This window comes from Nocardia sp. XZ_19_385 (assembly GCF_015355755.1).
Lineage (GTDB): Bacteria > Actinomycetota > Actinomycetes > Mycobacteriales > Mycobacteriaceae > Nocardia.
On record NZ_JACVEE010000002.1, the window covers coordinates 288,384 to 310,005 of the forward strand.

General features: G+C 68.6%; 1 protein-coding gene (running past one end of the window). It reads right to left on the bottom strand.

The annotated features are described in order from the left end of the window. On the bottom strand, positions 1-21,622 hold the 3' portion of the coding sequence (locus IBX22_RS14005) for a non-ribosomal peptide synthetase (RefSeq protein WP_194816021.1). It continues 3,941 nt past the right edge of the window; the window shows 21,622 of its 25,563 coding nt (coding positions 3,942-25,563); its start codon lies off the right edge, out of view — the gene reads right to left on this strand; it ends in the stop codon at positions 1-3.

Here is a 21,622-nt window from a genome sequence, read left to right on the forward strand (position 1 = left end):
TCAGGCGCCGGTCGACCAGAGCGCGGTCAGGACGTGGCCGATGCGGGACAGGGCCGGCCCGGAGGTCATGCGCCAGTGCGTCGCTTGGACGGCGTGGTTGTGCACCGTGCCGTCCACGGCGTCGGACCAGCTCGAGGCGCCGGCGGCGCCGGTCGGATCGTCCAGTGCCGCGGTGAAATAGACGAGATCGCCCTTGTAGCGGCGGGCGCGGTAGCGGGTGATCAGGGCCAGCGAGTGCGTGCCCGCGTCGAGCAGGCGGGTGAGGCGGTGCGCGCCGAAGGACGCGAACGGCTCAGGCAGCTCGGTGAGCCGGGCCGACAGCTGGTCGAGGTCGAGATCGGAGTCGGTGGCCTGGTCGCCGAGCAGGCCACCGAGCAGCTCGGCGACCGGAACGGCCGCCGGCTCGGCCATCGAGACGGTGCGCGGACTGTCCATCATGGCGAGCAGCGCGACGTGGCGGCCGTCGTCCTGCAATTGGATGGCGACGGCGTGGGCGAGCACGCCGCCGAGGGACCAGCCGAGCAAGTGGTACGGGCCGTCCGGTTGCACCGCGCGGATCTCGCGGACGTAGTGGCGGGCCCAGTCCTCGATCGAATCCGGTAGCGGGGCCGCGGAATTGAGGACCGGGGACTGCAGGCCGTAGATGCCGCGCTCCGGATCGATGTGCGCGGCGAGTCCGGCGAAGGACCAGGCCACGCCACCCGCGGGGTGCAGGCAGAACACCGGTTCCTTGGTACCGCCGGGGCGCAGCGGCAGCAGCACGTCGAAGGCGGCGTCCACATCGACTTGGCCGCGGCCGGACCGCGCCAGGGTCAGCTGGGCGAGCAGGGTGGCCGGGGTCGGGGCGGCGAACAGCCAGACGAGGGAAACCTCCTCGGCCAGTGCGGCACTCAGCTGGACCGACAGCCGGGTGGCCAGCAGGGAGTTGCCGCCGCGTTCGAAGAAGTTGTCGTCCAGGCCGATCGGCTCGACGCCGAGCACCCCGGCGAAGACCCCACAGACGGTGCGTTCCAGTTCGGTTGCGGGGGCACGGAACTCACGCTTGCTCAGCTCGGGGCGGGGAAGCGCGTTGCGGTCGATCTTTCCGTTCGCGTTCAACGGCAGCGCGTCCAGCTGGGTGAGCACCGACGGGACCATGTAGCTGGGCAGGGCTTCGGACAGCGCCGAGCGCAGCTCGCTCGGATCCATCTGCCCGGCCGCGGTGAAATAGCCCGCGAGCAGGGCGTTGTCGCTACCGGACCGGTGTGCGACCACGATGACATCGCCGACACCCGGGTGCGAGCGCAGCGCGTGCTCGATTTCGGCGAGTTCGATGCGGTAGCCGCGCACCTTCACCTGGAAGTCGCGACGCTCGACGTAGTCGAGGTTGCCGTCGGCGGACCAGCGAACCATGTCGCCGGTGCGATACAGGCGAGTGCCCGGGTCGCCGAACGGGTTGGCCACGAAGCGTTCCGCGCTCAGGTCGGAGCGCCCGTGGTAGCCGCGGGCCAGCTGTGCGCCGCCGAGGTACAGCTCGCCGGTGACGCCTACCGGGACCGGATGCAGGCGGTCGTCGAGGACATAGACCTGGTTGCCGTCCTGGACGGTCCCGATCGGGACAATGGGGGCGGTTTCGATGCCGGTGCGATAGCGGGTGACGGAAACCGCGGCTTCGGTTGGGCCGTAGAGGTTGTCGATGCGGGCGGCGGTCAGCGGCCGCACCCGGTCCACCGTCGCGGCGGGCAGGGGCTCGCCGATGACCAGGATCCGGCGCAGCGCGCCGGGTAGTCGCCGCGTACCCGACACCTCGGCCAGCATGGCGAGCAGGGAGGGCACCAGCGTCACGGTGGACACCTCTTCGGTCCGCACCAGGTCCAGCAGCGCGGCCGGATCTCGGTGCGCGCCTTGCGGTGCCAGCACCACATGCGCACCGGTGCGCAGCGCCCACCAGAATTCCCATACCGACAGGTCGAAGGCGGCCGAGGTCATCAGCAAGACCGAATCGCTGGTGTCCAAACCATATTCGGATTGCATCCAGTCGAGCTGATGGGCGACGGCGGCGTGCGAAACCGCTACGCCCTTGGGCGTTCCGGTGGATCCGGAAGTGAAGACAACGTAGGCGGTGTGCTCCGGGCGCAACGCCGCCAGTCGATCCCGGTCGGCGACAGGGCCCGCGTCCACATCAGCTTCGATAGACGAAATATCCAGTAGGAGTTCGTGTTCTGATACCTCCGGCGGCAACAGCGGTTGCCGGGCGGAGACGAGCACCAGGTCGGGGTTGGCAGTCAGGAGCACGCGCACGGTGCGGTCCAGGGGGTGCGACGGATCGAGCGGAACATAGGCTCCGCCCGCAGTCACCACCGCGTACATCGCGACCAGCAGATCGATGCTGCGCGGAATAGCCAGGGCCACCAGCGATTCCGGTCCGATCCCGCGGCCGATGAGGACGCGGGCCAACCGGTTGACCTCGGCCGCGAACTCGGCGTATGTCAGCAGGGTTTCGCCATCGTCGATCGCGACCGCGGCCGGCGTCCGCGCCACCTGCGCCTGGAATCCGGCGATCAGCGTACCCGGGGTGAATTCTCGCTCGGCCTGGTTCCAGGTACTGAGCACCCGTTCCGACTCGGCCGCGTCCAGCAGCGGCAGATCACCCACCGGCAGGTCCGGCGAGGTACAGACCGCCGCCAGGAGCCGTTGCAGCCGTCCCGCGAAGCCCGCCACTGTCGATTCGTCGAACAGGGCGGTCGCATAGGTGATCGAGGCGGCCATGCCCGCAGGTGCGCCGTCGGCGTCGTAGCGATCGGTGATCACCAGGTGCAGGTCGAACTGCGATACTCCGGAGTCGAAATCGACTGCCGTGACCCGCAATCCGTCCAGTTCGAGATCGGCTTCGGCCTGATTGTGGAAGGAGAACCCGACCTGGAACAGCGGATGCCGGGCGGTGGAGCGCTCCGGGTTCAGGACCTCCACCAGCCGCTCGAACGGCACGTCGGCGTGCGAGAAGGCGGCGAGATCCGCGGTGCGGACCCGTGCCAGCAGGGCCCGGAAGCCGGCGGTGGCGGGCACCTCGGTGCGCAACACCAGGGTGTTGACGAACATGCCGACCAGATCGTCGAGTTCGGCCTCGCCGCGCCCGGCGACCGGTGTGCCGACCGCGACGTCCTCGGTCCGCGCCAGCCGGAACAGCAGCACCGCGAACGCGGCGTGCATCACCATGAACAGCGTGGCTCCGGTATCGCGCCCCAGGTCCTGCAGGCGCGCGTGCAAGGCGGGCTCGAGGGTGAAGTCGACGTGCTTGCCCTGGGTCGAGACCATCGGCGGGCGCGGCCGGTCGGCAGGCAGACTCAACTGGGCGGGGAGCCCGGCCAGCGTGCCGGTCCAGTACGAAAGCTGCTGGGAAATCAGCGAATCCGGCGCTTCCTCGGAGCCGAGCAAAGCCCGCTGCCAGCGGCTGTAGTCTGCGTACTGCACCGGCAGTGGCGACCACACCGGAGCATGACCGGCCTTGCGGGCGGCGTAGGCCACCATTACATCCCGGGCGAGGGGCACCAGCGAGGAGCCGTCGGCGGCGATGTGGTGCAGCACGACGACCAGCACATGCTCCTGGGGCGACCGGGCGAGGTAGGCCGGCGCCTCCACCTCGGATACCCGCGCCTCGGTATCCGGTTCGAGGCTGCCGAACTTGCCCGCCCGCGCCGCGTCCACCACGGCGTACACGCCCGCGGCGACGGCTTGCCAGCGGCGGCCGACATCGGACGCGGTTTCGGTGCTCCGGGCGGCCGCCGGTCGAGTCGGCGCGGATGTATTCGCGTCCTCGACGGTGCCGGGCCGGACCGGCGCGTGGCTCGGGGTCGTCATGGGGACGAACAGGCGCGCTCGCAGCGGGACGGATTCGGTGACATCGAATCCCGCGCCGACGAAATCGGCGATCGCCGTCGGCAAGTCGTCGGGACACACTCGCACCGGCGACAGCGCCGGAATCGGAGCCTCCGACATCGGCAGCACGACCTGGACGGGTCCGGCATCCTGCTGCGGGTAGACGGTGCGCAGCACTTCGTGGCGCTCGATCACGTCGGCGATCGCGGCACCGAGCGCGGGCACGTCCAGGTCGCCGGTCAACCGCACCGCGAGCGGGATGTTGTAGGCGGTGGACTGGCGGTCCAGGCGGTTGAGGAACCACATCCGCTGCTGGGCCAGCGACAACGGCACCGGGCCGGTGTCGCCGCGCCTGGTGAGTTGCGGTCGGGCCGGGGCGGTTTCCGTGGTGTCGCCGAGGGCGGTGGCCAGCGCGGACACCGTGGGATTCTCGAAGATCGTGCGGACGCCGACGCTGACGCCGAATCGGGAGCCGAGGCGGGCCGCCAATTGGGTTGCCGTCAGCGAGTTGCCGCCGCGTGCGAAGAAGTCGTCGTCGCGGCCGACCGGATCGTCCAGGCCGAGGACGTCGGCGATGATCTCGGCAACGGCGCTTTCGGCCGCATTGACCGGCGCCTGAAACTCCGCGGACCGGAAAACTGGTTCCGGCAGAGCTTTCCGGTCCAGCTTCCCGACCGGAGTCAGCGGTATCTCGTCGAGCACCATGATGCTCGCAGGCACCATGTAGGCGGCCAGCGATTTACCGGCGTGGGTGAACAACTCTTCGATATCGACTGAGTGTTTTTGGGCGGCAACCACATACGAGACCAGAGCGGTCGTGCCGCTGTTGTCGATATGTCCGACGGTCGCCGCGAACTCGACGGTTTCGTGTCCCGCCAGCACAGCGTCGATCTCGCCGAGTTCGATCCGCAGGCCGCGTACCTTCACCTGCTGGTCAGCGCGTCCGACATATTGGATCGTCCCGGCGGCGATCCAGCGCACCAGATCGCCGGTGCGGTAAAGCCGCCCACCCGGAACAAAGAGATCCGCGACGAACCGGTCAGACGAAAGTGCCGGTCGCGCATGATATCCACGCGCCAGACCGGGACCGCGGAGATACAGCTCCCCGGTCACCCCGGCGGGCACCGGCTGCAATCTGCCATCCAGGACGACCGCTGACATGCCGTGGATCGGCGTCCCGATGTCCATCGGTTCCCCGGCCCGCAGTGGCGCACTGATATTGGTGATGATGGTGGTTTCGGTCGGGCCGTAGGTGTTGTAGAACTTGCGGCCGATCGCCCAGCGCCGCACCACCTCCGGGCCGTAGGCTTCGCCGCCGACGGTGACATGCGCGAGCTCGGGGAGCTGCGCCGGGTCGAGGGTTTGCAGCACGGCCGGGGTGAGGAACGCATGGGTCACCCGCTGGTCGCGCATGAGCGCGGTCAATTCCGCACCGCCGTAGACCCCGGCGGGCGCGACGACCAATGCGGCCCCTGCGGCGAGCGCGAGCAGCAGTTCCAGCATGGACGCGTCGAAGCTCGGCGATGCGACATGCAGGACCCGCGAGTCCGAACTGACCGCGTACCGATCACGTTGCGCAACAGCCACTCCGGCGATACCGGCGTGGGTGGCCAGCACGCCCTTCGGGGTGCCGGTCGAGCCGGAGGTGTAGATCATCCACGCCGGGTTGTACGGACGGACCGGGCGCACCAGTTCATCGGGAGTCACCGCGGTGGCGCTGCAGTGCCGCATCCGGGCGGCGGTGACCGGAGCGTCGAGCACCAGCCATTCGGTGCCGCTGGGCACCGCACCGGCCACCGCTCGCACGGTCAAACCAAGTGCCGCACCGGAATCGGCGAGCATGTGCGCGATCCGCTCGGCCGGGTAGGTGGGATCGACCGGAACGAACGCGGCACCGGTCTTGGCCACCGCCCATACCGCGAGCACCGACTCCGGTGAGCGCGGAATCGCGAGGGCGACAATATCTTCCGCGCCGATGCCGTGCCGAATCAGCATGCGTGCCAGCCGGGAGGACTGTTCGTCGAGGGCGCGATAGGACAACCGCAGGTCGCCGTATATCAGCGCGGTACCGTGCGGATTCCGCGCCACCGCGGCCGTCAGCACCGAGGCCAGGGTCTGCGCGGGAACCGGCTTCCCGCCCCGGCGACCCAGCAGCTCGGCCCGCTCGGCCGGTGCCAGGAGGTCGACCGCGCCGATGGGCGCGTGCGGGTCGGCGGTGAGTGCACCGAGCGCCCGGCCGAACCGGCGCAGCAGCCCGGCGGCGGTAGCGGCGTCGAAGAGGTCTGTCGCGTAGTTCAGTTCGACCCCGAGATGTCCGTCGGCGTCGAGCGCGGCGGCCACCGTGAACTGCAGGTCGAAGCGGGCGACGGGTTCGTCGAATTCGACCGCCGACAGCTCCAGACCGGGTAACCCGACCGTTTCGGTACCGGTGTTCAGGTAGCTCAGGGCCACGGTGAACAGCGGGTGCCGGGCCTGTCCGGGCGTCACGCCGAGTTCGTCGGTGACGCGTTCGAACGGGACGGTGGCGTGGGCGAAGGCCGCGAGATCGACCGCGCGGGTCTCGCCGATCAGGTCGACGAAGGACTGGCCCGCAGTCGGATGCGTGCGCAGCACCAGGGGGTTGACGAACATGCCGACCAGGTCGTCCAGCACCGCCGAACCGCGGCCCGCGACCGGCGTGCCGACGGGAATGTCGGTGGAACCGGACAGCCGGGACAGCAAAACCGCGAGTGCCGCGTGCACGACCATGAACGGAGTCGCGTTGTGCCGCATGGCCAGTTCGCACACCCGGGCGCCGACACCCCCGCCGATGCGGGCGCGGATATTGCCGCCACGTTTGGAGGCGATCGCCGGTCGCGGGCGATCCATCGGGAGCGGCAGTTCCTCGGGCAGGTCGCGCAGTGCTTCCTTCCAGTACGAAAGCTGCTCCGCCGCCGTTGTTTCCACAGCCTCGTGCTGCCACAGCGCGTAATCGGCGTACTGCACCGCGAGCGGCTGACCCGGGAGTGTGCCGCCGAGCACCCGGGACAGGTAGCAGCCCAGCAGATCACGCAGCAGCGGTGTGATCGAAAAGCCGTCGGCGGCAATGTGATGCAGCACGGCGACCAGCACGTGACTGGCCGGACCTTCACGCAACAGCACCGCGCGCACCGGCACTTCGGTGGTCACATCGAAACCGGCCCTGAGGAATTCGCCGATCTGGTCCGGTAACTGGTCGGCGGATCGCACCGCCAGCCGGACCGGGGGCGGCTCGGCGGGCACGATCACCTGGTGGCCCACCCCGTCCGCGCCCACGGGGTACACGGTCCGCAGCACCTCGTGGCGCGTGATCACATCGGTGAACGCATCCTCCAGCGCCGCCACATCCAGCTCACCGGTTATCCGCAGCGCGACCGGGATGTTGTGGGCCGCCGACTCTGGATCGAGCCGATTGAGGAACCACATGCCCCGCTGGACGGGCGCCAGCGGAATGAGCTCCGGTCGCGGGCCCGCCTGCAAGGCGGGCAGCGGCAGGGATGCGGCCTCCACCTCGAGGTGCTGGGCCAGCGCATGGACCGTCGGCGCCTCGAACAACGCCCGCACCGGAACACGTTTGCCGAGCCGGTCCCCGAGTCGCGCCAGAACCTGGGTGGCGCTCAGCGAATTGCCGCCGAGATCGAAGAAGCTGTCGTCCGCGCCGACTCGCTGGATGCCGAGTACTTCCGCGAAGGTCTCGGCTACCTGCCGTTCGGCTTCGGTGCCGGGTGCGCGGTAGGCGACGCTGTCGAAGACCGGCTCCGGCAGTGCTTTCCGGTCCAGCTTTCCGGAGGCGTTGAGCGGGAACGCGTCCAGCACGACAACTGCCGACGGCAGCATGTACGACGGCAACGCCTGCGCGGCGGCGGTACGCACGGTGTGGACCAAAGTGCTTGTGGCCGAGCGCGACACAGGGATCACGTATGCCACCAAATTCTCGCCTACTACCGCTGCCGTCGCCTGGGCAACACCGGGCACCGCCGCGAGCACCGATTCGATCTCGCCCAGTTCGATGCGCTGGCCACGGAACTTCACCTGGAAGTCCGTGCGACCCAAATACAGCAATTCGGCGGCCGGGCCGCCCTCGACGAGCTCCCACCGGACCAGATCACCGGTGCGGTACATGCGTTCGCCCGGTGCGCCGAAGGGGTTGGCCACGAAGCGATCCGAGGTGAGGTCGGCGCGCCCGTGATAACCGCGGGCGAGTTGGGCGCCCGCCAAGTACAGCTCCCCCGCCACGCCGGGCAGAGTCGGGCGCAGGCGTGAATCCAGCACGTACACCTTGCTGTTCCACTCCGGGTTGCCGATCGGCATGACCGTGCGATCGGTCTCGCCGGTGACCTCGCGGTAGGTGATGCTGACCGCGGCCTCGGTCGGGCCGTACAGGTTGTGCAAGCGGGCCGGGCTCACCGCGCCGAACGCGCGCACCGTCTCGGCGGGCAACGCCTCACCGATGACGAAGACTGTGCGCAACGTGGCCAGGGCGGCACGCGAGCCGGCGGTGGCGATGTGCCCGGCGAAAACACTCAGCATCGACGGCACGAAATCGGTGACGGTGACACCGTGCGCGCCCATCACCTCGGTCAGATAGCCGGGGTCGCGGTGGCCGTCCGGGGTGGCGATGACCAGGGTGGCGCCGACCCGCAGCGGCAGGAAGTAGCCCCACAGCGCCACGTCGAAGGTGGTGGCGGTCTTCTGCAGGTAGACGTCGTCGCTGGCGAAGCCGTACTCCGCCTGCATCCAGGTCATCTGGTTGACGATGGCGGTGTGGGAGACGTTGACGCCCTTCGGCTTTCCGGTGGAACCGGAGGTGAAGATGACATAGGCCGGGTGCTGCGGATGCAGCGGCGCGGTGCGTTCGCCCGCCGCGATCGCGTCGTCGGCGTAACCGTGCAGCTCGACGGTGTCCACGGTGACGATCGGGCCCGGATGGTCGATCGCGGTGCGATCGGATGCCCTGATGAGCAAGGCCGCGGGCCGAGCCGTCTCCAGGATGTGCGCGATCCGCTGCGCGGGGTGATCCGGGTCGATCGGCACGAACGCGCCACCGGCTTTGAGCACCGCGTACATGGCCACGACCAAGTCGGTAGAGCGGCGAATAGCCAAGGCCACCAGAGACTCCGGGCCGGCGCCGACCGAGATGAGGTGACGGGCGAGCTGGTTGGAACGCCGGTCCAGGTCGCCGTAGCTCAGCGTGGTCACGGCCGCGCCGCCGTCCGGGACGTAGACCAGCGCCGGATCGTCCGGTGTGGCGGCGGCCTGGGCCTCGAATTCGTCGAGGAGCAGCTCGGCTACGTAGGCGGTGTGTGCGGAGTCGTTCCACTCCGCGACCACGCGGCGCAGCTCACCGGCATCGAACAGGTCGATATCGCCGATGATCCGGCTGGGATCAGAGGTCACCTGCGCCAGCAGGCGGGTGAAACGCGCCGCGATCGTGGCGATGGTGGCGGCGTCGAAAAGATCGGTGGCGTAGTCGAATCGGAGCACATCGCCGGCGACGGTCAGCTGCAGATCGAAGCGGGTTGTGCGGTAGTCGAATTCGTATTCGGCGACGGTCAGGCCGCCGAGTTCGACCGAGACCGCTGCCAGGTTCTGGAAGAACAGCGCCACCTGGAACAGCGGATGGCGGGCCTCCGAGCGCGGCGGGTCCAGCACCTCGACGAGTCGCTCGAACGGCACCTCGGCGTGCGCGAACGCATCCAGGTCACCCTCGCGGACCCGGCGCAGCACCGTGGCGAAGGTGTCCGAACCCGGCACCTCGGTGCGCAGCACCAGGGTGTTGACGAACATGCCGACGAGGTCGTCGAGTGCGGCGTCGCCACGGCCCGCGAGGGGCGCGCCGATGACGATGTCGGCGGTACCGGAGAGGCGGGCCAGCAGCGCGGCGAGGGCGGCGTGCACCACCATGAACGGCGTAGCTTCGTACTGCGCTGCGACAGCGTCGATTCCGTGCAGCACCGCATCATCTAGACGTACCGCAAAGCTCGCCGCCGCGTGACTGGCGACAGCCGGGCGCGGCCGGTCGGCGGGCAGATCCAGCTGCGCGGGCAGACCGTTCAGCGTCCGCTGCCAATACTGGAGCTGTTGGGCCGCAACAGAATCCGGGTCGGTCTCGGTACCGAGAATGTCGCGCTGCCACAGCGCGTAATCGGCGTACTGCACCGCCAGCTCGGGCCACGCGGGAGCGGTATCGGCCACCCGGGCGGCGTAAGCGAGGGCGATATCGCGAGCCAGCGGGCCCATGGAGAACCCGTCCGCGGCGATGTGATGCACCACGAGGGCGAGCAGATGCTCCCGCTCGGTCAGCCAGGCGAGACCGATCCGCACCGGGACGGCGCTGGTCACATCGAAGGGTTCGGCCGCGAAGTCGGCCAACGCGGCGGTCACGGTGTGACTGTTCGCCGGGATGACGGTGACGGCGGGGACCTCGGCCGGGTCGAGAATCCGCTGGTAGCCGATGCCCTCGTGGTCCGGGTAAACGGTGCGCAAGGTCTCGTGCCGTCCGACCACATCGGCGATCGCGGCGGTCAGCGCGGCGGTGTCGAGCGGGCCGGTGAGCCGCATGGCGACCGGGATGTTGTTGACGGTGTCGGCCGGGTCGAAGCGGTTGAGGAACCACATGCGCTGCTGGGCCGGAGACAGCGGGATGAGGTCCGGGCGAGGCTGCCGGGTGAGCGGCGGGCGGTGGCCGGTGCCGGTCAGACGGGCCGCGCCGGCGGCGAGACCGGCGACGGTCGGCGCCTCGAACAGCATCCGCAGCGGGATCTCCGCCTGGAGTTCCGCGCCGAGCCGGGAAACGGCCTGGGTGGCGATCAGCGAGTTGCCGCCGAGGGCGAAGAAGTCGTCGTCCGCGCCGACCTGCTCGCGGCCGAGCAGATCGCCGAAGATCCGGGCGACCAGCTCTTCCGCGGCCGTAGCCGGCGCCCGGAAGATGGCAGCCTCGAAAACCGGTGCGGGCAGGGCTTTCTGGTCCAGCTTGCCGGAGGCGTTGAGCGGGAACTCGTCGAGCACCAGGAACGCGGACGGCACCATGTAGGCGGGTAGCGCCTCGGCGGTCGATAGTCGCACGCGGTCGATCAGACTGTCCGCATCGTCGGCAGCGATCAGGTACGCCACCAGATGGTCGATGCCACTGTCCGGCACCAGCCGCACCGCGGCCTGCGCGACGCCGTCGACAGCCGCGAGCACCGACTCGATCTCACCGAGTTCGATGCGCAGGCCCCGCAGTTTGACCTGGAAGTCGGTGCGGCCCAGATATTCCAGCTCGCCATCGGGGGTCCACGACACCAGGTCACCGGTGCGGTACATGCGCTCGCCGCGCGCGCCGTGCGGGTTGGCGACGAAACGATCCGCGGTCAGGTCTGGTCGTGCGACATAGCCGTGCGCCAATTGCACACCGGCCAGGTACAACTCACCGGGCACGCCTATCGGTACCGGGCGGAGTCGCGAATCCAGCACCAGCAGTCCGGTATTGAACACCGGGCGCCCGATCGGCACCGACGCGGTGTCGGCGTCGGTGACCTCGTGGAAGGTGACGTCGACGGCGGCTTCGGTGGGGCCGTACAGGTTGTGCAGCCGGGCACCGGTGAGCTCGCGCGCCCTTTGCGCGGTCGCCGCGGGAAGCGCCTCACCTGAGGCGAAGATGCGCCGTAGCGTCCCTGCAGCTGGGGTCGCACCGAGGAACACCGCCAGTAGTGACGGCACGAAGTGGATCGTGGTGATCTGCTCGGCGGCGATCAGGTTTGTCAGGTAGGCCGGATCCCGATGGCCGTCCGGGCGGGCCACGACCAGGCGGGCACCGATCTGCAAGGGCCAGAAGAACTCCCACACCGAGACGTCGAAGGTGGCCGGGGTCTTCTGCAGCAGCACGTCGTCCGCACGCAGGCCATACCGGTCCTGCATCCACACCAGGCGGTTCACGATTGCAGCGTGTGAGACCGCGACACCCTTGGGGCGGCCGGTCGAACCGGAGGTGAAGATCACGTATGCGGTGTTGGAAGGACGGAGAACGCCCAGACGTTCGGTGTCGGTGATCAGGTCTGCGGAGTAGGCGCTGTAGTCCAGCAGCACAGCAGATGGGTCCCGGCGTTCGCCGGGATGACGGTGGTCCGGGGTGGACGTGGAGAGCGAACCGGTATCAGGGCCGTTCCCTTCACCGGGCCCCAGGTCGATCACGACGGTCGCAACAGTGCCCGCGTCGACATCGTCACGGGAAGTCGTCAGCACACACACCGGTGCGGCCGTGTCGAGCACGTAACGGGTGCGATCAGCAGGATGATCCGGATCCAGCGGCACGTAAGCGCCACCGGCAACAGCCACCGCGTACATGCCGACCACCAGCTCCAGCGAGCGCCGCATACCCAGGGCGACCGTCGAATCCGGACCCACACCCAGCGAGATCAAGTGTCGGGCAAGCTGATTCACCCGGCCGCTGAACTCCGCGTAGGACAGACTCGTCCCCTCGAAGGTCAACGCGATCGCGTCTGGAGTCTTGGCGACCTGCGCCTGGAACATCGACACCAGCGTCGCGGCCTGGTCGGCCGGGTGTGCGGTGTCGTTCCAACGCCGCAGGACCAGGGCACGTTCGGCGGCGTCCAGCAGTTCGATATCGCCGAGACGGGTCCCGGAATCAGCGGCCACGGTCGTCAGCACCCGTAGGAACCGAGCACCGAAGCCTTCGATGGTGGCCTGGTCGAACAGATCCGTCGCGTACCGCAGTACCGCGCGCAGAGCGGTCCCCGCGTCCGCGGCGTGCTCGCTCAGTTCCAAGGACAGGTCGAACTGGGCGACCTGGTTGTCGAGCGGATATGCCGAGACCTCCAGGCCGGGCAGCCGCAGCACGGTGTCGTCGCGATGCTCGAAGGTGAGCAAGGTCTGCACGATCGGCGAATGCGCCTGCGAGCGAGCCGGATTCAGCTCCTCGACCAGACGCTCGAAGGGAAGGTCGGCGTTGGCGAACGCGCGCACGTCGATGGCGCGCACCTGGGCGAGCAATTCCGTGAAGGTCGCCTCGGCTCGGATCGGTGTCCGCAGGACGAGGGTGTTGACGAACATGCCGACGAGATCGTCGAGAGCTTCCTCGGAACGACCGGCGACCGGGGTGCCGATCGCGATGTCCGCGGTCCGCGCCAAGCGGGACAGGAGTGTGGCGTACGCGGCGTGCAACACCATGAACGTCGAAACACCGTGCTTGCGCGCCAGTTCCGACAGTGCGGCGGTGAGGCCCGTCGGTATCTGGAATTCCAGGGTCGCGCCACGACCGGACGCGACCGGTGGACGCGGGCGGTCGGCAGGCAGTTCGAGAACCGGAGCGAGCCCGTCGAGTTCGGCCCGCCAATGCTCGATCTGGCGCGCCAGCAGCGACGCAGGCTCGTCGGCGGAGCCCAGGACTTCGTGCTGCCAGAGCGTGAAGTCGGCGTATTGCACCGGAAGTCGCACCCACCGCGGAGCCTGACCGGCGACCCGGGCCGTGTAGGCCACCATCAGGTCCCTGGCCAGTGGAGCGATCGAGACGCCGTCCGCGGCGATGTGGTGCACTACGAAGGCCAGCACGTGGTCTTCGGGCGCGACCCGGAACAGTTCGGCTCGCCAGGGCAGGCTGCTGCGCAGGTCGAATCCCCCGGCGGCACAGCGCAGGATCGCCTCCCGCAGTCCGTCCTCGGGCACCTCCGTGCTGCGGAGCAGAGTGTCGACGCTCGGCCGGACCACCTGCATCGGACCTGCGGCATCCGCAGGGAATACCGTCCGCAGCGATTCGTGCCGTTCGACGACATCACCCAGTGCGGCGCGCAGTGCCGTTTCATCCAGCGCACCGGTCAGCCGAATGGTGATGGGGATGTTGTAGACCGCCGATTCCGGATCGATCCGGTTCAGCAGCCACATGCGAGTCTGCGCTAGCGACAGCGGAATCCGGTCCGGACGCTCACGGGGCCCGAGCACGGCCCGATCGGTCCGCGTTCCGAGCTGCGCCGAAAGCGTCACTCGAACAGCAAGTTCCGCAACAGTCGGCGCTTCGAACACCTCGCGCACCGTAAGTCCGGACCCGAAGGTGGCATTGGCGCGGGCGACCAGCCGCATGGCGAGCAAGGAGTTGCCACCGCGGGCGAAGAAGTCGTCGTCGGCGCCGATACGCACGTCGCTACCGATGAGATCGCCGACGAGCGTCGCTAGTACCGATTCGACGCCTTCCCTGGGCGCGCGGAATCCCGCTGTAGCACCGCTGAATTGGACGGCGGGCAGGGCCGCGCGGTCGAGCTTGCCGACCGTCGTCAGCGGCATCACCTCGAGCACGACAAGATGCGCGGGCATCATGTAGGCGGGCAACTGGCCGCGCACGACGTCCAGGACACCGTCCGCGGAAAGCGCAGCGCCGCTCACGTATCCGACCAGGTTCTCGTATCCGGCCTTGTCCTTGGCGACGACCACCGCGGCATTGGCCACTCCGGGCACGGCGGCCAGCGCGGATTCGATCTCCCCGAGTTCGATCCGCTGTCCGCGCAGCTTGATCTGGAAGTCGTTGCGGCCCACGTACACCAGGTCACCATCACGATTCCAGCGCACCAGGTCACCGGTCCGGTACATGACGCGGCCAGGGACGCCGAACGGGTCGGCGACGAACCGCTCGGCGGTCAGCCCGGAGCGTCCGTGATATCCCCGGGCCAGCTGGTCGCCTGCCAGATATAGCTCGCCGGTGACCCCGATCGGCACCGGCCGCAGCCTTGCGTCCAAGACATAGGCGCGGGTGTTCCAGCATGGGCGGCCGATCGCGACATCGCGTCCGGATTCCATGTCGGCGTCGGTGAACTCGTGATAGATCGCCGAGATCGCCGCCTCGGTGGGGCCGTAGGCGTTGTGCACCGCGCCGTCGAAGCTGCCGCGGATCTGCGCGAGCAGGTCCGCGGTCAATGCCTCCCCGCCGCAGTGCAGGTGCCGGAACGAGCGCAGTGCGTCGCCCATGCCTTCGCCGATGAGCGCGGCGAGCACCGATGGCACGTATTCGGCGATGGTGATGCCGTGTTCGCGGAGCAGGCCCGCGAAATACTCGAGGTCCAGATGCCCACTGGAACGGGCGATCACGAGCGGAGCGCCCACGGCGATGGGCAGGAAGCATTCCCATACCGACACGTCGAAGGTCAGCGGTGCGCGTTGCAGGATGCGGTCGGCGGCCGTCACCTGATACCGGTATTCCAGCCAGCGCAGCTGGTTCATGATGGCGCGGTGGGTCACCGCGACGCCCTTGGGGCGGCCGGTCGAGCCGGAGGTGAACAGCACGTAGGCGGTGTTGGCCTGGCGCAGCCTGCCGATCCGCTCGTCGTCGTTCACCGTCGCGGCGGCGAACCCGGACAGATCCAGTGCCGCCACGTCGACGACGCGGACGCCTTCGAGTTCGGGAAGTTCCGCGCCGCCGACCGTCAATACCATTGCGGGTGCGGCGCTTTCGATGACAACCGCGATTCGGTCGGCCGGATGCGCCGGATCGATCGGCAGGTAGGCACCGCCCGCACGCACAATCGCGTACATCGCGACGAGCATGTCGATGGATCGCAAGGCGGCCAGGCCGACGATGGTCTCTGGGCCTACTCCCTCCGAAATCAGCCATCGCGCAAGCTGGTTCACCCGTGCGGCGAAGTGGCCGTAGGTGATCTCGGTGCCCTGATAGCGGGCGGCGACGCCGTCGGGTTCGGCTCCGGCCCGGGCGGTGAGCAGATCGTCGAGGGTCTCTCGAAGCACCGGGCGCGCGGTGGCATTGCGGTCCGAGAGCAGCAGGCCGCGCTCGGCGACCGACATCAGTTCGACATTCCCGGCTAGCGTCCGAGTGTCGCGCACCATCGCACGCAACACTCTTTCGAAAGCGCCCACGAACCCGGCGGCGGTGACCTCGTCGAAGAGATCGAGCGCGTAGTGCAGGTGGATGTCGATGCCGCCGGGGTTGCCGTCGGCGTCATAGCGGTCGGTGAGCGTCCAGTCCAGGTCCACCTGGATCGGGGCGGGGCCCACCTCGAGTGCCGCGATGGCCAGCCGTTGCAGCTTGAAGTCCGGCTTGGCGTGATTCTGCAACGTCAGCGCCACCTGGTACAGCGGTGAATACGCTTGGGAGCGCGCCGGATTCAGCGTCTCGACCAGCTGCTCGAAAGGTACGATCGCGTGCTCGAAAGCGGCCAGGTCGGTGTCGCGAACGGTGGCGAGCAGTTCGGCCAGGGTGGCGTCCGGACGCACCTCGGTGCGCAGCACCAGGGTGTTGACGAACATGCCGACCAACTCGTCCAAGGCCTGCGCACCACGCCCGGCGACGGGTGCGCCGACGACGATGTCGGTGGTCGCGCTCAGGCGGCTCAGCAGCACGGCCAAGGCGGTGTGCAGCACCATGAAGGGCGTCACCCGGTGTGCTGCGGCCAGCTCGTGAATGCTCTGGTGCAGGGCGTGATCCAGGTGGCCGGTGCAGGCGGCGCCACGGCTGCTCGCGACGGCGGGGCGTGGCCGGTCCGACGGCAAGGTGAGCACCTCGGGCAGTCCGGCCAGCCGATCGCTCCAGTAACCCAGTTGCCGGGCGAGCACCGAGTCCTCGGCTTCGGCCGACCCGAGCGCAGCACGCTGCCAGATCGCGAAGTCCGCGTACTGCAAAGGAAGTGGGCCCCAGGCGGGTGCGGTGTCGGCGCAGCGCGCGACGTAGGTAGCGGTCAGATCACGGGTCAACGGTCCGAAAGACCAGCCGTCCGCGGCGATATGGTGCACCACGAACAGCAGTACATGTTCCGGGCGAGCGCTGCCGTCGTCCAGTTGCAGCAGCCGTACCCGCAATGGCACCTCGGTGGTGACATCGAATCCGGCCTGGGTGACCGTGGCGATCAACTGGGGCAGGTCGGCGGCCGGCACGGTCCGCACCACCAGGTCGACCAGGCGGGTGCCGGCGGGCAGCACCAGCTGGGTGGCGTTGCCGTCGTGTTCGGGGTAGATCGTGCGCAGCGTCTCGTGGCGTCCGATGACGTCGCCGATAGCCGCTTGCAGCGCAACGATATTCAGCGCGCCGGTCAGCCGCAGTGCGAACGGGATGTTGTATCCGGCACTGGCACTGTCGAATCGGTTGAGGAACCACATCCGCTGCTGCGCGATCGAGAGCGGGATGGCGTCGTCGCGGTTCTGCGGGACGAGCGGCGGCAACATCACCGGTACGGTATCCGCGTTCGCGCCGGTCCGCAGCGTAAGGCGATCCGCGAGAGCGGCGACGGTCGCCGCATCGAAGACAGTGCGCACCGGCACCTGGGTTCCGGTGGCTTTGGTGAGGCGCGCGGCGAGCTGAGTGGCGATGAGGGAGTTGCCGCCGAGCGCGAAGAAGTCGTCGTCGGCACCGACCTCGTCGACTCCGAGTAGCGCCCGGAATGTCTCGGCGACAAGGCATTCGGCTTCGGAAACCGGGGCACGGAACGCACCCGTCACCGTGACCGGGGCAGGTAGCGCGGCCCGATCCAGCTTGCCCGAAGCGTTGACAGGAAAGGCGTCGAGCGCGACGAACGAAGTCGGCACCATGTAACCGGGTAGTCGCTCGGTCAGCGCGGCGCGCACGGCGTCGAGATCGAGCGGTGTGGCGGCCACCAGGTAACCGACGAGCTGGTCGCCAGTGCCGTGATCGTCGCGGACCGCTACTACCGCCTGGGCGACCGCGGACAGCGAGAGCAGCGCCGCCTCGATCTCTCCGAGCTCGATACGCAGCCCGCGCAGCTTCACCTGGAAGTCGGTGCGGCCCAGGTATTCCAGGGCGCCGTCGGCGTTCCACCGGACTAGGTCACCGCCGCGGTACATGCGGGTTCCTGCGTGCCCGAAAGGGTTGGCCACGAACCGATCTCCGGTGAGATCGGTTCGTCCGAGGTATCCGCGCGCCAACTGCGCACCGGCCAGGTACAACTCACCGGGTACGCCCACCGGTACCGGACGCAGCCGGGCGTCGAGCACGTAGACCTGGGTGTTCCACACCGGGGCACCGATCGGGATGCCGGTGGTATCGGAGTCGGTCACCTCGTGACAGGTGACTTCGACGGCGGCTTCGGTAGGGCCGTACAGGTTGTGCACCCGGGCGCCGGTCAGTGCTCGCATCCGTTGTGCGACCGGCGCGGCCAAGGCTTCGCCGGAGCAGAACACGTGCCGCAGCGACGGCAACTCACCTGCCACCTCCGTGACGAAGACGGCAAGCATCGACGGAACAAAGTGGATCGCCGTAATCGCTTCTTGCCGAATGGTTTCAGCGAGATAGCCGGGATCGCGGTGCTCGTCCGGCCGGGCCAGCACCAGTCGGGCGCCGACCTGTAGCGGCCAGAAGAACTCCGGAACCGAGACGTCGAAGGTCACCGGCGTCTTCTGCAGCAGTGCGTCCCCGGGTCCGAGTTCGACGTGTGCCGTCTGCATCCACAGCAGACGGTTGACGATCGAGCCATGGCTGACCGCAACGCCTTTGGGTCTACCGGTTGAGCCCGAGGTGAAGATGACGTAGGCGGTGTTGGCGGCCCGCAGCGGCGCACGACGATCGGCGTCGGTGAGTGGCGCGGCGGAGTACTCGCTCAGATCGAGCTGATCGATACGTACCTGTGCCACAGCAACATCCAGATCAACCGCGGCTGTGAGCACCGCGATCGGTGCGGCCGTGTCGAGGATGTGCCCGATGCGTTCGGCCGGATGATCCGGGTCGAGTGGCACATAGCCGCCGCCTGCCATGGTGATCGCGTGCATCCCGACAACCAGGTCTATCGAACGCTGCATACCCAGTGCGACAAGAGTTTCCGGACCCACACCATGGTCGATCAACCAGCGTGCCAAGCGATGCACCTGGGCGGCCAATTCGGCGTAGGACAGAGTCGTCCCCTCGAACGTCAACGCGGGTGCGTCCGGGGTGCGCGCGACCTGCGCCGCGAACATGCCAGGAAGCGTCAGGCTTTCGTCTATCGAGTGCGCGGTCGTATTCCAGCGCGTGAGGACGTCGGCACGCTCAGCCGCGTCGAGCAGCTCGATATCACCGACAAGCGCCTCCGGCACCCTCGCGACCGAGGTGAGCATCCGCTCCAGCCTGGCGACGAACGCCACGGCTGTCGCGGGATCGAACAGGTCCGTGGCGTAGCGCAGACTGCCGGTGAGCGTGGCGTCGGAATGCTCGTTGAGCACTAGATGCAGGTCGAATTTGGCTGTCGTGTCCTCGATTTCGATCGGCTCGACCGTCAACCACGGCACCTCGAACGAGTTTCCCGATTCCAGACCCGCGCCGCCGAAGCTGAACATCACCTGGAACAGCGGATGCGCCCCGGTGCTGCGATCCACCGCCATGGCATCGACCAGCCGCTCGAACGGCAGATCGGCATTGCCGAATGCCGCGAGATCCGAATCCCGGACGGTGGCAACCAGATCGGTGAGCGGGACGTCGAGCCGGACCGGCGTCCGCAGCACGAGCGTATTGACGAACATGCCGACCAGCGCATCGAGTTCCCGCTCGCCGCGGCCACCGATGGGTGAGCCGATCACGATGTCACCGGTGCCGCCGAGCCGGGCCAGCGTCGCCGCGAAGGCCGCGTGCAGCACCATGAACAGGGTCGCGCCCTGCCTTTCGGCCAGCAGGCGCAAACCGGAGGCGACCGTCGCGCCGACGGTGAAGTGCACGGCCGCAGCGTGATTCGCCGGTCGGGTCGGTCGTGGCCGGTCCGTCGGCAGCGGCAGGTCCGCGGGCGATCCGGCGAGCACGTCTTGCCAGAACCGCAACTGCTGCTGCGCGGGATCGCCGATCCGCTCCTCGGACCCGAGCAGCTCCCGCTGCCACAGGCTGTAATCGGCGTACTGGACGGGTAATTCGTCCCAGTCCGGCTGCTGATCGAGCAAACGGGCCTGATAGGCGCGCACCAGATCGGTCACCAGCGGTGTCATCGACAGTGCGTCGGCGGCGATGTGGTGCACCACGAACACCAGCACGTATTCGTCGCCGGGCAGTCCGCGTGCGTCGTCGGCCCGGTCGGTCAGGAAAAGCGCTGCCCGCGACGGGATTTCGGTGGTGACGTCGAAGCCCGCGCGGCTGATGGCGCTGATCGCCGCGGTCAGCTCTGCGCGCGCGACCTGCACCGCGTGCAAGCCGAGCCCGATGTCGGCGGCGTCCAGGATCGCCTGGTACGGCCCGTCCTCGTGCTCCGGGCAGTAGGTGCGCAGCGACTCGTGCCTGGCCAGCACGTCCAGTACGGCCCGTTCCAGTGCGCCGACGTCGAGCCGGCCACGCAGCCGCAGCACCACCGGCAGGTTGTACAGGCCGGCGCCGCCGTCCTGGCTTTCGATGCGGTTGAGGAACCACAACCGCTGCTGCGCGGGCGACAGCGGTATCCGCTCCGGGCGTTCCCGCCGCCCCAGCGGCAGCCTCGGCGCACCGGATCTGCTCAGCTCGTCGACCGCGGCGGCGAACGCGGCCACAGTGGGAGCTTCGAACAGGGTCCGTACCGGAATCCGGGCCCCGACGGCCTCGCCGGCGCGCGCGGTGACCTGGGTCGCGTCCAATGAGCTGCCGCCGAGGGCGAAGAAGTCGTCATCCAGGCCGACCCGTGGCACCCGCAACACCTCACCGAACACCGCCGCGGCCAGTCGCTGGGCGGCGTCGACCGGCGGCCGGAATGCCTTGGCTTGCAATACCGGCAGCGGCAGGGCGTTGCGGTCCAGCTTGCCGCTGGTGTTCAACGGGAACTCGGGCAGCTCGACCAGTGCGGTCGGCACCATGTACGCCGGAAGCCGTTGGGACAGCCGCTGCCTCAGCCCCTCGAGATCCAATTCGGCTCCAGGTGTGCGGATGACGTAACCGGCCAGGTAGTCCCCGGTGTCGGCGGAGATCAGCCGGACCGCCGCTTGACTCACCTCCGGCGCCGCGAGCAACGCGGTCTCGATCTCCGCGAGTTCGACGCGCTGTCCGCGGAACTTCACCTGAAAATCCGCTCGGCCCAAGTAGACGAGCTCGCCATCGTGGGTCCAGCGCACCAGATCGCCGGTGCGGTACATGCGTTCGCCACCGAAACCGAACGGGTTCGCCACAAAGCGGTCGGCGGTGAGGTCGACTCGGCCGTGGTAGCCCCGGGCCAGCTGGTCACCGGCCAGATACAGCTCGCCGGATACCCCGATCGGCACCGGATGCAGCCGCAAATCCAGCACGTACACTTGCGAATTCCACTCCGGCTCACCGATCGGCACCGAACCGGTATCCGCACCCGTCACTTCGCGGTAGGTGATCGACACCGCCGCCTCGGTGGGGCCGTACAGATTGTGCAGTCCCGCATCGCAGATCGCGCCGAAGGCGGCCACCGTCTCCGGCGGCAACGCCTCACCGATCACGAAAACATCGCGCAGCGAGGCGAGTTCGCCGGTCTCGGCGTGTGCCGCGAACGCCGAGAGCATGGCCGGCACGAAGTCGGTGAGCGTCACGCTGTGGCGCACGATCGTTTCGGCGATATACCGCGGATCGCGGTGGCCGTCGGGAGTGGCGAGAACCACCGTGGCCCCCGCGCGCAGCGGCAGGAAGTAGCCCCACAGCGAGACGTCGAAGGTGGCCGCGGTCTTCTGCAGGTACACATCCCCGGTGTGGGGGCGGTATTCGTCGTGCATCCACGCCAGTTGGTTGGCGATGGCCCGGTGGCTGACGGTGACGCCCTTCGGTTTACCCGTCGAGCCCGAGGTGAAGATGACGTAGGCGGGGTGCTCAGGGTGCAGCGGGGCCTGGCGTTCCCGGTCGCCGATCTTGGCCACGGAGTAC